Origin of the sequence: Xenorhabdus sp. PR6a (assembly GCF_028599065.1) — a bacterium.
In the GTDB taxonomy this organism is placed as follows: Bacteria; Pseudomonadota; Gammaproteobacteria; order Enterobacterales; family Enterobacteriaceae; genus Xenorhabdus; species Xenorhabdus doucetiae.
The window spans coordinates 30,912-44,560 of record NZ_JAQRFJ010000011.1 but is presented as its reverse complement, the minus strand read 5'-3'; the positions used below and the strand labels follow the sequence as shown (position 1 = coordinate 44,560).

The 13,649-nt window shown below is 44.7% G+C and carries 8 protein-coding genes; 4 read left to right on the top strand and 4 right to left on the bottom strand.

All coding sequences use genetic code 11. The features are described from left to right. Positions 1-21: 21 nt before the first annotated feature. The 3 genes from PSI15_RS04880 to ydiJ all read right to left on the bottom strand — a co-directional run bounded on the left by PSI15_RS04880 (position 22) and on the right by ydiJ (position 4,640). A complete protein-coding gene (locus tag PSI15_RS04880) occupies positions 22-999 on the bottom strand; it encodes a L,D-transpeptidase family protein (protein ID WP_273582534.1) in 978 nt (325 codons plus the stop codon). Positions 1,000-1,155: 156 nt separating this feature from the next. Further along, the gene (locus PSI15_RS04875) at positions 1,156-1,569 is read right to left on the bottom strand and encodes a hotdog fold thioesterase (RefSeq protein ID WP_273582533.1); all 414 of its coding nucleotides are present in this window, start codon (positions 1,567-1,569) and stop codon (positions 1,156-1,158) included. Next, on the bottom strand, positions 1,566-4,640 hold the full coding sequence (gene ydiJ / locus PSI15_RS04870) for a D-2-hydroxyglutarate dehydrogenase YdiJ (protein ID WP_273582532.1): 3,075 nt from the start codon (positions 4,638-4,640) through the stop codon (positions 1,566-1,568). The genes PSI15_RS04875 and ydiJ overlap by 4 nt, the downstream gene beginning before the upstream one ends. 211 nt (positions 4,641-4,851) lie before the next feature. Here ydiJ and ydiK point away from each other — a divergent pair, with 211 nt between their 5' ends. Then, positions 4,852-5,961, top strand: coding sequence for an AI-2E family transporter YdiK (ydiK, locus tag PSI15_RS04865; RefSeq protein ID WP_273582531.1), 1,110 nt, complete (start codon positions 4,852-4,854; stop codon positions 5,959-5,961). A 605-nt stretch (positions 5,962-6,566) separates the two neighbouring features. Here the strand turns inward: ydiK and ppsA are convergent. Then, positions 6,567-8,945, bottom strand: a complete 2,379-nt coding sequence (gene ppsA, locus PSI15_RS04860) for a phosphoenolpyruvate synthase (RefSeq protein ID WP_273582530.1) — start codon at positions 8,943-8,945, stop codon at positions 6,567-6,569. 232 nt (positions 8,946-9,177) lie between these two features. On the opposite strand from ppsA, the gene ppsR reads away from it, so the two are divergent. The 3 genes from ppsR to PSI15_RS04845 all read left to right on the top strand — a co-directional run bounded on the left by ppsR (position 9,178) and on the right by PSI15_RS04845 (position 13,591). Next, entirely contained in the window at positions 9,178-9,999 is an 822-nt protein-coding gene (gene ppsR, locus PSI15_RS04855; protein ID WP_273582567.1) for a posphoenolpyruvate synthetase regulatory kinase/phosphorylase PpsR, read from the top strand. A gap of 154 nt (positions 10,000-10,153) precedes the next feature. Beyond that, entirely contained in the window at positions 10,154-11,200 is a 1,047-nt protein-coding gene (locus PSI15_RS04850) for a 3-deoxy-7-phosphoheptulonate synthase (RefSeq protein ID WP_273582529.1), read from the top strand. 324 nt (positions 11,201-11,524) lie between these two features. Then, a complete protein-coding gene (locus PSI15_RS04845; RefSeq protein WP_273582528.1) occupies positions 11,525-13,591 on the top strand; it encodes a TonB-dependent hemoglobin/transferrin/lactoferrin family receptor in 2,067 nt (688 codons plus the stop codon). The last annotated feature ends 58 nt before the right edge of the window (positions 13,592-13,649 follow it).

Genomic DNA, 13,649 nt, shown 5'->3' with positions numbered 1-13,649 from the left:
TACCCGTTTCTTCGGTTTCAGTTAATAAACCGGTTCGGGTTGATACAATGAAGGTATCTTAGCCTCCTGCCCTGCATTCACCTGCACGGGTATTCCTGAACGACGGATCATTGCGTGATCAACAAGGAATTTATCTGTTTTACGACTATTAATAAACTTCATGAAGTCTTCAGAACGTGGGATCGGCATTATTTGTGGATCATCTGTCTCTTTACGGGAAAGCGGCTGATGAACTTCCACATAGCGCTTACCATCCGGCTCAATGGCGTATTTCACGGGTTCATTAATGATCTGGACGCGCGTTCCTCGTGGGACAGTCCGAAACAGCACTTCAATATCATCGGGCCGCAAACGAATACATCCTGAACTCACCCGCATACCAATACCGAAATTCGCATTTGTACCATGGATAAGATATTCGCCACGCCCGGCAGCCAAACGTAAGGCAAAATCCCCCATTGGATTGTCCGGCCCCGCTGGCATGACGGCAGGCAAAATAATTCCCCGACTGGCATAATCCTTGCGAATATTCGTGGTCGGCGTCCATGTCGGATGCTCGATCAATTGACTGACTGATGTTGTCATGGTTGGCGTGTCACGCCCAAGCTGACCGATGCCAATAGGGTAAACAACAACATAATCCTTCCCCGCAGGGAAATAATAGAGCCTGAGTTCAGCCAGATTGATAATAATTCCCTGGCGAGGCGTGTCTGGCAGCAGCATCTGGGATGGAATAATTAACTCCATACCGGGTTTAGGCAAATAGGGATCAATACCTGGATTCGCTTCCAACATCGCCAGTAACCCTATTTGGTATTCGGCTGCGATATATTCTAACGGATGCCCGTCATCGGGCACAATATAGGTGGAATTAACGCCAATCAGGCGGCTATTGGCAGGAGGCAATGGATACTCGACAGCATGGGCGATATTAGTCAATCCACTTAACGATAACATGCTGCTCAAGAACATGCCGATAAAAGTTAAAGATCGCTTCATACGTGCTTCCTGAAAAGGATACTTAAACGTTTGTGGTTAATTAATAGCCTATTTTGCCAAACTATTCTATCTTATTTGTAGCAATCAAAGAGCAAGGTTGTTCCTGCCAGCCCAATATTGACAGGAACAAAAACAAGATAAAACAATAGGATAATACTAAGATAACACAGCCGTTGTCAGGCGAGATGTGCAGCATAATTGTTGCTGATCATTATAAATATCAATCTGCCAGACCTGATGTGAGCGGCCAAGATGGATAGGTTTGCAAATCCCTTTAACCATGCCTTCACGAACAGATTTTAGGTGGTTAGCATTAATTTCTACTCCCACAACTTTCTGTTCACCTTCCGAACAGAGATAACCGGCAATAGAGCCGAGTGTTTCGGCCAATACCACCGATGCCCCGCCATGCAGTATCCCGAAGGGTTGTTTAGTTCGGTGATCAACCGGCATGGTTCCTTCAATAAAATCATCGCCAAGCTGGGTAAATTCGATCCCTACATGTTTTACCATACACTGATCATTAAATTGATTCAGGGTATTCACATCGATATTACGTTTCCAAATCACGGCATTATCTCCAATAAGGCTTGTAATGGATGTTTAAGTGGTTTTCCTTCTATACGTTTCACCTGACTGCGACACGAATATCCGGTACTCAGGCAATGCTCTAAAGATAAATTTTTCAGTGCCGGTGCCCATGAAAGTGTGTAGATGCCAATCGATCGCTCCAGGTTTTTCTTTTCATGGCCATATGTGCCCGCCATGCCACAACATCCGACACTGACATGCTTCAATTGATGACCAAAATGGCGGAAGATATCCGCCCACTGCTGACTACTACCCGGTAACGCTGTCACTTCGGTACAGTGTCCCAGTAAGTACCAGTCATGTAGGGATATTGAATCATCACTACTTTTCGTTTGTGACATTTTTTCCGGCAGGATATCGGTTAACCATTCGTGCACCAACTGAACGTTAAAATTCCCCCGCCGTTCACCGAGAATATCGTTGTATTCATCCCGATAACACAGAACCAGAGCCGGATCGACACCTATCATGGGAATATTCAGACGTGCGATCCGGTTCAGGAAATCCGCCGTTTTTTCCGCCGTTTTGGCAAATCGCTGCAAAAAGCCTTTGACATGTTGCGCTTTTCCATTAGGTGAAAATGGCAGTAAAACGGGCTTATATCCCAACTTTTCTGCCAGCAACACAAAATCAGTGACCACTTTCGCATCGTAGTAACTGGTAAAAGGATCTTGAACAATTAACACATGTTGGGCACGCTGAGTCGGTGATAAGTCTTCCAACTGTTCCAGCGTGGTTCTTGCCGCATAGTGACCGGCAAGTTGCTGTTGCAATGTCGGGTAGGAGAGCAACGGCAGATCAGCCATGCCAAGGGTATACAGGCTGATTTTCTGTACCCACGGTTGTTTCAGGAAAAAATTAACTGCCCGCGGCGCCTTCGCCATCAATGGCGTACTGTGTTCAACATTGGCAATAATGTGATCACGCAATGGCCGCAGGTAACGGCTGTGATACAACGCTAAGAAACGTGAACGAAACGAAGGGACATCGATTTTGATCGGACATTGTGTTGAACAAGCCTTACAGGCTAAACAACCTGACATCGCCTCTTTGACTTCATGTGAAAAATCATACTCACCCCGCCATGCCTGCCAACTATGACGGGTCTTTTCAATTAAACCCCGCAAACTGGGACGTGTCTGATCCAGACCATGCTCCAACAACTTGGGTTCAACCCCCTGCTCCGCCAAAAGCCGCAACCACTCTCTGACCAAAGTCGCCCTGCCTTTGGGAGAATGGATACGATGCTGGCTAATTTTCATCGATGGGCACATTGGGCTGCTAACATCGAAATTGAAGCATAACCCGTTACCGTTACACTCCATCGCTCCGCGAAATGCCGTTCTTACATTGACAGGGATCATACGATCATAAGTCCCACGTTTAGCGGCATCAACTTTCATCATTGGCGCATCGGCCCCGATTGGCGGACAAATTTTCCCTGGATTTAGCCGATTATGAGGATCAAATGCTGCCTTGATCCGGCGCAGTTCGTTATACAAAGTCTCACCAAAAAAGGCGGGACTATATTCTGCTCGAAAGCCCTTTCCATGCTCTCCCCATAACAAACCACCGTACTTAGCGGTCAAATGAACAACTTCATCAGAAATCTGTTTCATCAACATTTCCTGCTCCGGATCACACATATCCAGCGCAGGGCGCACATGCAAAACACCGGCGTCCACATGTCCGAACATCCCGTAACTCAGCTGGTGACTGTCCAAAAGCTGGCGGAATTCGGCGATATAATCAGCAAGATGCTGAGGAGGAACACAGGTATCTTCGACAAAGGGAATGGGTTTAGCTGTGCCTTTACTGTTGCCCAATAATCCGACAGACTTTTTCCGCATGGCATAAATGCGCTCAATATCCCGCAAATCATGGCACGTCTGATAGCCAATAATGCCCGCCTGATTTTTTTCCATCAATTCATCAAGGCGCAGGCAAAGCGCTTGCAACTGCTGATCAATTTCCTGTTCATCATTACCACTGAATTCGACAATATTCAGACCTTGCATATCTTTATCAGGCACATCAGTAATCAATTCTTTCACGGAATGCCAAATAATATCTTCACGTGCCAGATTGAGTACCTTAGAGTCTACCGTCTCAACTGAGAGCGCCCTGGCTTCTACCATAAAGGCGGCGTTGCGCAGGGCAGAATCAAAAGAGTTATATTTGACATTCACCAATCGTCTGACTTTGGGCAGCGGCGTGATATCCAGTGTCGCCTCTGTAATGAAGGCCAGAGTACCTTCAGAACCCGTTAAAATGCGGGTGAGATCAAAAGACTGCATATCGTCACTAAATACATGGCGCAAATCGTATCCCGTCAGAAACCGATTGAGTTTGGGGAACTTCTCAATGATTAATTTCCGTTGTTCACGGCAGCGTTCTAAAACCGTTTTATAAACCCGGCCAATAACGCTCTCTTCTTGGGCAATCGATTCCGCTAATGCTGTGCTCATAGGGCGGGTATCTGACATTTCCCCACCCAGCAAAACCGCGCGTACACCCAGTACGTGATCCGAGGTTTTGCCATAAACCAATGATCCCTGCCCTGAAGCATCGGTATTGATCATGCCGCCCAACGTGGCACGATTACTGGTGGAAAGTTCTGGAGAGAAAAAATAACCGAAAGGTTTTAGATATTGATTAAGTTGATCTTTGATAACGCCGGCTTCTACTTTTACCCATCCCTGTTCTGGATTGATTTCCAGAATGTGGTTCATATGGCGGGACATGTCCACCACAATACCATTGTTAAGTGATTGTCCGTTTGTGCCAGTCCCTCCACCGCGTGGGGTAAAGGTCAGCGTCCTAAAACGCGCCTCTCCTGCTATTCTTGCCAGCAATACAACATCGGCACTGGAGCGAGGAAATACAACCGCTTGTGGTAACAGTTGATAAATACTGTTATCTGTCGCCATTGTCAGCCTATCGGCATAACTGCTGGCAGTGTCTCCCGTAAAGCCGGCTTCTTTCAGTGCTGTCAAATAGTCCTGTGCCAGCTCACTGACATGGGGGGCTTGTGATATACGTGGGATCATTGGCTCATTGCCCCTTATTCTAATAAGTATCCACATTGCTTTATCTATATACTATCTTGGATAGAGTCACTCAGACAATTTTCTACTTTCTGAACTGACAGGTTTTAAACCATATCACAATATTTATCGATTTTGAGCAACCAATGAAATAACGTTATATTTAATTACCTTTGTTACTGCTAACCGTATTAATTACCTGAGAAATGATTTCATGGAAAAATCACAATCACATCAAGATCTCCCCAAGCTGTTATTTGCCCTATTTTTCATTTTATTGCTCATTACCACCAGCTTTTGGGTCTTGAGTCCCTTTGTTTTAGGATTTATTTGGTCAGGAATGGTCGTTATCGCAACCTGGCCATTATTGGAAAAATTACAACAACGATTATGGGGAAAACGCTGGATTGCGGTTTCTATCATGACGTTATTGCTGGTTTTATTATTTGTTATCCCCATAGCACTCCTTGTCAGCAGCCTGGTGGAAAACAGCGCACCATTGATTGCATGGGCAAAATCCCCTTCCTCTTTCCCACTTCCACAACTGGAATGGCTCAATCGGATACCTGTCATTGGCGATGACTTATACCTAAAATGGCAAAACTTGATTGCTGATGGCAGTAACATGCTTCTCAACAAAATTCCCCCTTATATCGGTAAGGCAGCAACGTGGTTTCTTACCCAGGCCGCCAATGCAGGACGTTTTCTTTTTCATTTAGCGCTCATGGTCATGTTCAGTGTATTACTGTATTGGAAAGGCGATCAGGTGATGCTGAGCATCCGCCATTTTGCTATCCGGCTGGCAGATAAACGCGGTGATGCCGTCGTGTTGCTGGCAGCGCGATCTATTCGAGCCGTAGCCCTTGGCGTCGTGGTAACGGCATTGGTTCAAGCCATCGCCGGTGGAGTTGGTCTGGCAATTGCCGGCATTCCTTATCCAATGATATTAACTGTGCTGATGTTTGTGTGCTGTGTTGCTCAGCTTGGCCCTCTGCTTGTTCTTGTTCCATCAATTGCATGGCTTTATTGGACGGGAGAAACAACCTGGGGAACGATTTTAATTATCTGGAGTTTGATATTAACCACAATGGATGGTGTTCTGCGCCCTTTTTTGATCCGACTGGGTGCCGATTTACCTATGATATTAATTCTGACTGGGGTCATCGGCGGAATACTTTCATTAGGTGTTATCGGATTATTTATTGGGCCGGTTGTACTGGCTGTTTCTTACAGTTTACTATTGGCATGGATGAATGAAGTGCCTAAACCCGAAAGCAAGATAGTCGATATGGAAAATCATTTCAGAGAAAAACAAGTTAAATAATCAAGTAACTGCGCGGGAAGATAATATTTTCGCGCAATTATCGAACTGATCAATATATCACCCACCCCCTCGCTCAAGGGTAAATTTATTTTTCAAAATAACTCATACCCAGCAAGCAAATTGTTGCAAAAAAGTTATTTTTCTAAAATTTCTTATCTAATTCCGATTTATTAAGAGAATTCTTAAAGAATAAACTGATTTATTAAATTAGTATTCATTTCATCGAAACAAACGCTTCCCAAAGTATTTCAGTCTCAGCCTACAACGTCATAGGCTGGATTCAATAAAATATATATTGCTGTGTGTAGTCTTTGCCTGTCAACCCATGATAGGCTTTTTTTTTGGTATTTTTTTATTTTCTCCATAATTCCTCCATAATTAATCATCCATGCCCCGATATATTATGTGATATAAAATATAAAAGTCTGAAAGTATTATGACAGGATTTTATATTTAGGCCTAAATTATACGCTATCAACTTCAAGTTGCCGCCGGCAAGATGAAAGCAGCCTATTATCTCCCCGACATCACGGGGAGATAATAAATGTATCTTACAGACGCCGGGTATAAATGTGACCGGTTATTTCCGGCTGGTTATTTCCGGTTTAGTTATTTCCGGCTAAGGAAATCCACGTTTTCACAACGGTATCAGGGTTCAGCGATAAGCTGTCAATTCCCTCTTTCATTAACCACAGCGCAAAATCTTCATGATCCGACGGGCCCTGTCCACAAATACCGACATATTTCCCCTGACGTTTAGCCGCTCGAATTGCCATAGAAAGCAATTGTTTCACCGCATCATTACGTTCATCGAATAATTCAGATACCACACCAGAATCCCGATCCAATCCCAGAGCCAATTGCGTCATATCATTTGAGCCAATGGAGAAACCGTCAAAATGTTCAAGAAATTGCTCTGCCAATAACGCATTCGATGGAATTTCACACATCATAATAACTTTCAATCCATTTTCACCGCGTTTCAAACCTTGAGCAGCCAATTCCTCGATAACCGCTTCCGCCTGAGCGACTGTGCGGACGAATGGAATCATCACTTCAACGTTGGTTAACCCCATCACATTGCGTACCCGTTTGACCGCTTCACACTCCAGAGCAAAACATTGACGGAAGTTGTCAGAAACGTAGCGCCCTGCCCCACGGAAACCCAACATCGGGTTTTCTTCATGTGGCTCATAGCGGTCTCCACCGATTAGGTTCGCATATTCATTGGATTTGAAATCGGATAAGCGAACGATCACGCGTTTCGGCCAGAATGCGGCTGCCAGCGTTGCAATTCCCTCAGTCAATTTCCCAACATAAAACTCAACCGGTTTATCATAACTCGCCATCAATGACTTAATTTGCTCTTGCAGATCAGGGGGTTGTTGGGAAAATTCGAGCAAGGCTCGAGGATGTACCCCGATCATGCGGTTAATAATGAATTCCAGCCTCGCCAGGCCAACGCCGTCATTAGGTAAGCAGGCGAAATCAAATGCGCGATCAGGATTGCCCACATTCATCATGATCTTCACATCCAATTCCGGTAACTTATCAACGTGGGAACTCTGAACGCTAAAGTTCAACTTATTCTGATAAACGTAGCCCGTATCCCCTTCTGAACAAGAAACCGTTACCTGCTGGCCTTCTTTCAAACGCTCAGTCGCATCGCCACAACCCACCACGGCAGGGATACCCAGTTCACGGGCAATAATGGCTGCGTGACAGGTGCGTCCGCCACGATTTGTTACAATGGCCGCCGCTTTTTTCATGATCGGTTCCCAATCGGGATCAGTCATGTCAGTGACCAGCACATCCCCCGCCTGAATACGATCCATTTCACTAAGATGATGAATAACCTTGACCGTTCCAACACCGATACGGTGCCCAATTGCCCGACCTTCAACTAACACGCTGCCCTGCTCATTGAGTTGGTAGCGCTCCATGACCTGCTGATTCGAGCGAACCGTTTCAGGGCGCGCCTGAACAATATATAACTTGCCATTGTGCCCATCTTTCGCCCACTCAATATCCATCGGACGACCATAATGTTTCTCAATCAACAAAGCTTGTCTGGCCAGCTCTTCCACTTCACTGTCAGCTAAAGAGAAACGATTGCGTAATTCATCTGGTACATTTTCCGTACGCACTTGTTTTCCATGCACTTTGCTATCGGCATAAACCATGCGTATTTTTTTAGAACCGAGATTGCGACGTACTATTGCAGGGCGATGATTTTTCAACGTAGGTTTATGGACATAAAACTCATCAGGGTTAACCGCTCCTTGTACGACCATCTCTCCCAGACCATAAGCGGAGGTAATGAACACAACCTGATCAAACCCGGATTCCGTATCAATGGTAAACATCACCCCAGCCGAAGCCAAATCAGAACGCACCATGCGCTGTATCCCCGCAGAAAGTGCAACGCCGCGGTGGTCATAACCCTGATGGACACGATAAGAAATGGCCCGATCATTAAAAAGTGACGCAAAGACATGCTTAATAGCCACCATAACCGCCTCAATGCCTTGCACATTCAAGAAAGTTTCTTGCTGCCCAGCAAAAGAAGCATCCGGCATATCTTCCGCTGTTGCGGAAGAGCGCACGGCGAAAGAGGCATCCGGCTCACCTTCAGATAACTGAGAATAGGCATCACGGATATCTTGTTCAAGTTGAGGCGTAAATGGCGTATCAATCACCCACTGGCGAATCTGTGCGCCAGCTTTCGCTAATTGATTGACATCATCAACATGGGTTTCATCCAGCAATTGATAGATACGCTGGTTCACACCACTTTGTTCCAGAAAATCATTAAATGCCTGTGCTGTTGTAGCAAAACCATTAGGAACAGACACGCCAAGTTCAGCCAAATTGGTAATCATCTCGCCGAGCGAGGCATTTTTACCACCGACCCGATTAACGTCATTCATGCCTAATTGATTATACCAGAGCACATTGCTTGGGGTGAGGCCACTATTGGACATTAGAAACTATCCTTTTACATTCGGAGGTACAAATCGGAAAATTAACGCTGTGCTTCACAGCAAGAAATAGCCTAGCACATTGTCTTACCAGATATAGAAAGGTGAATCGATCAACCCAACAATATTATTTTTTTGACAGGTATAATCTGGAAACCATCCGACGCGCATAACGATATAAAGAAGAGAGATAATGATAGAAGCTGATAACCCCCAAACACCGGAAAATGAGATACTGGAACGCAGTGTATTTTTTATTTCCGATGGAACGGCAATCACAGCAGAAGTATTAGGCCATGCCGTGTTGTCTCAATTTCCCATTGCCATTACTTCCTATACCTTACCTTTTGTGACTAACAAAGCCAGAGCCGAGGAAATCAGGGCGCAAATCGATACGATATATCAACAAACCCAAATCAGACCATTGGTTTTTTACTCCATCATTTCGAATGAAGTCAAAAGCATTATTACCCGTAGCAACGGATTTTGTCAGGATATTGTTCAAACACTGGTCGCACCATTACAGCAAGAAATTGGTCTGAAACCAAAACCAGAATTACATCGAACTCACGGCTTATCTAAAAGGAATTTAGGACAATATGATGCCCGTATTGCGGCTATTGATTACACCCTCGCCCATGATGATGGTATTTCATTACGCAATCTTGATCAGGCTCAAGTCATTATTCTCGGCGTATCCCGTTGTGGGAAAACCCCGACCAGCCTCTATCTGGCCATGCAATTTGGCATTCAGGCCGCCAACTATCCTTTTACTGATGATGATATGGATAATTTGCAACTACCCGCTGCCCTAAAGCCTTTTCAGCATAAATTATTTGGTCTAACGATTAACCCAGACAGGCTTGCTGCTATCCGTGAAGAACGGAGAGAAAACAGCCGTTATGCTTCATTACGACAATGTCGGGTCGAAATTGCTGAAGTTGAGGCTTTATTCCGAAAAAATAAGATCAATTACCTGAATACCACTAATTATTCTGTCGAAGAGATTTCAGCCAAAATTATTGACAGGATGGGATTACAACGTCGTATGTTTTAATTTCAAAATTCAAACCGGTTTAACAATATTTATTCACAGCACTTTCTCGCATAAATATCATGATCGTCTGTTGAATTTACTGGGGGTTGAGTTATTGTGATCCCCCAGTCGTTTCAGACTCTGTCTCAATGTGAAGTAGAATTCGAGAAAGTATATGTACAAAACAGATGAGCTAAGAACCCACCGCATTGATAGCCTAATTACACCGAAAGCGCTTGCCGAACAATATCCTATATCAGATAAGATCTTGCAAAATGTGACATTGTCACGACAGCGTATTGAATCCATCCTGACAGGCGATGATCAGCGTTTACTGGTCATTATTGGCCCCTGCTCCATTCATGATATTGACGCCGCCCTCGATTATGCCTCTCGCTTGCGCACTCTGCGCGAAAAATACCGGCATAATCTGGAGATTGTAATGCGAACCTATTTCGAGAAACCGAGAACCGTTGTTGGCTGGAAAGGCTTGATTTCAGATCCCATGCTGGATGGCTCTTGTCAGGTCAATAAAGGGATCTCCCTTGCCCGGAAGCTATTAATTGATATCAATGAATTGGGTGTCCCGACAGCGACAGAATTTCTGGATATGGTCACAGGTCAATATGTCGCTGATTTAATTAGTTGGGGAGCAATTGGGGCCAGAACAACAGAAAGCCAAATTCACCGAGAAATGGCCTCTGCCTTATCATGCCCAGTTGGTTTTAAAAATGGGACGGATGGCAATACGAGTATCGCCATGGATGCAATACGTGCAGCACGCGCCAGGCATATGTTTTTGTCCCCGGATAAAAATGGTCAGATGACCATCTATCAAACCAACGGAAACCCCCACGGACACATTATTATGCGTGGCGGGAAAAAACCGAATTACAGCGCCGAAGATATTGCCGCAACCTGCCATAAATTGCGCGAATTGCACTTACCTGAACGCTTGATTGTGGATTGCAGCCACGCTAATTGCCAGAAAATTCATCGCCGTCAGCTAGATATCGCAAGAAATATTAGTGCACAGATCCAAGCAGGTTCAACCGCGATTGCTGGAGTGATGGCTGAAAGCTTTTTAGTTGAAGGAACCCAAAAAGTTATCAAGGGAGAATCTTTAACATACGGTCAATCTATTACCGACCCCTGCCTTGGCTGGCAGGATACGGAAAAATTTATCAGTATTCTTGATGAAGCCATGAAAAATCGTTCCTGAACCCTTTACCTTTTCTGGCTCCCGCCAACCACCGGAGCCAGTCACCGGCAAAAATAGCCATTTAAGCTCAGACGAACAACTACATAAATTCAGGGATAAAAAAGGACTTGAAGTTAGCCCCCGTTGAAACGATAATTATTCTCAATATTAGAATAGTTATTGTTCAAATCTGGTTATGGAAAAATTAACACATCATCAACCTTGCTACTCAGCAAATTTATTCTAATACAATAAAAACCTAACAAGCTCACTGCGAATACTGATGAGATTTTAGTGAGTTGTGTTTATAGAAACACACTATTTTCACCATGGAAATTGACCTGCATGACTCGAATTAAATCACCAAGCCTAAAATTGTCTACCTTGAGTGTTGTTATCTTCGCGAGTTTATCTTCTGCGAATGCAACGACCGTTCATTCTGAAACCGTAGATGCCAAAAAAGACAAGTCATCCAAAGATACGTTGACTGTATATGCTACCGGCAACCAGCGTGACAGTTTTGAAGCCCCGATGATGGTGACCATCATCGACAACCATTCGGCCAGTAACCAAGTTGCAGGCAATGCGAATGATTTACTGCGCAATATTCCAGGTATTGATATCGCGGGTGTTGGTCGTGCCAATGGGCAAGATATCAGTTTGCGGGGCTATTCCCAAAAAGGCGTTTTAACTCTCGTTGATGGGATTCGGCAAGGAACCGATACCGGGCACCTCAACGGTGTATTCCTCGATCCCGCCCTGATTAAACAAGTTGAAGTTGTCCGCGGTCCATCAGCGTTACTTTATGGTAGTGGTGCTCTGGGGGGAGTTATTGCTTATCAGACTGTTGATGCCGCTGATTTATTGGAAGCAGGTAAAAATAGTGGTTTTCGTGTCTTTAGCCGTGCAGGGAGTGGTGACCACAGTTTGGGATTTGGGGGAACGGCTTTTGGTAAAACAGAACAATTTGATGGCTTACTGGCATTTGGTACACGTGATGTGGGCAATATCCGCTACGGAAATGGCATAAAAGACCAAAATGATGAAACCATGGGTAATCTATTGGCAAAAGGTTCCTGGAAAATCAATGATAGCCAAACACTCAGTGGTAATCTGCGATATTACCGTAATGAAGCCCATGAACCTAAAAATCCACAGACCCTAAACCAAGACAATAGTCAACGAACCGATCGCACCACAGCACAACGTGATGCTCAATTGTCTTATCAATTGAATCCGGCACAATTCAGTTGGTTAAATGCCAAAGCGGATATCTATTATTCCGATATCAATATTAATAGCAAAAGTAAAGACAAGGATTTTGAAGGCCGCAAACAAGAAACCTATGGTGTAAAACTTGAAAACCGCTCTCATTTTGCAACCACGGCTTTTGCCGCGCATCAATTTACCTATGGCGGTGAAGCCTATAAACAAAAACAGAAGCCAAGTAGCCAGAGTGTAGAGGGGTTCCCTGACGCCAATATCCGTTTTGCATCGGGCTGGGTTCAGGACGAAATGACTCTGCGTGATTTGCCGGTTTCATTTATTGCGGGTACACGTTACGACAATTACAACGCCTCAAACAGCAAATATGCCGATATCAGTGCGGATAAATGGTCGTCAAAAGGCGCCATTAGCATTACCCCGACGGATTGGTCAATGCTGTTTGCCTCCTATTCACAGGCATTCCGTTCTCCGACTATGGGCGAAATGTATAACGATTCGAAACATTTTGATATGCCTCCAATGGACGGGCGTCCCGGATTTACAAACTATTGGAAACCCAATCCAAACCTGCGTCCTGAAAGTAATGAAACGCAGGAGTATGGTTTCGGGCTGCGTTTCGATGATCTGCTTGCCAGTAATGATGGCCTGAAATTTAAGGCCAGCTATTTTGATACCAAAGCGAAAGATTACATCTCTACCACGGTGACGCCTGATATGAGATTTACGACATCGTCCAATATTCCAAAAGCTAAAATTTGGGGTTGGGATGTTTCTATGACATACGATACTGACTGGTTCTCTTGGGATCTCGCTTACAACCGTACAACGGGTAAAAACGCAGAAACAGGGAAATCGATAGAAGCCCTCAGCCCGGATACCCTGACCAGCACTCTGGACATTCCATTGTCTACAACCGGTTTTTCCATTGGATGGATCGGGAAATTTACCCAACAGACTCACATCAGGGGAGTCAATGGGGACAGAAATGAACGTGGCCGGAAAATCACTCAATACGCAGGTTATGGCGTCAATGACTTCTATGTCAGCTATCACGGCGAGGGTGAATTAAAAGGATTAACAACTTCTGTTGTACTGGGTAACGCTTTCGATAAAGCCTATTCCTCATCACTGGGAGCACCACAGAATGGCCGTAATGCCAAACTGTTCGTCAGCTATCAGTGGTAAATAACCAGCCATTATTTTGATTTTAAGTAGGTTGTTTTTAATAGATCGTTTTTAAACG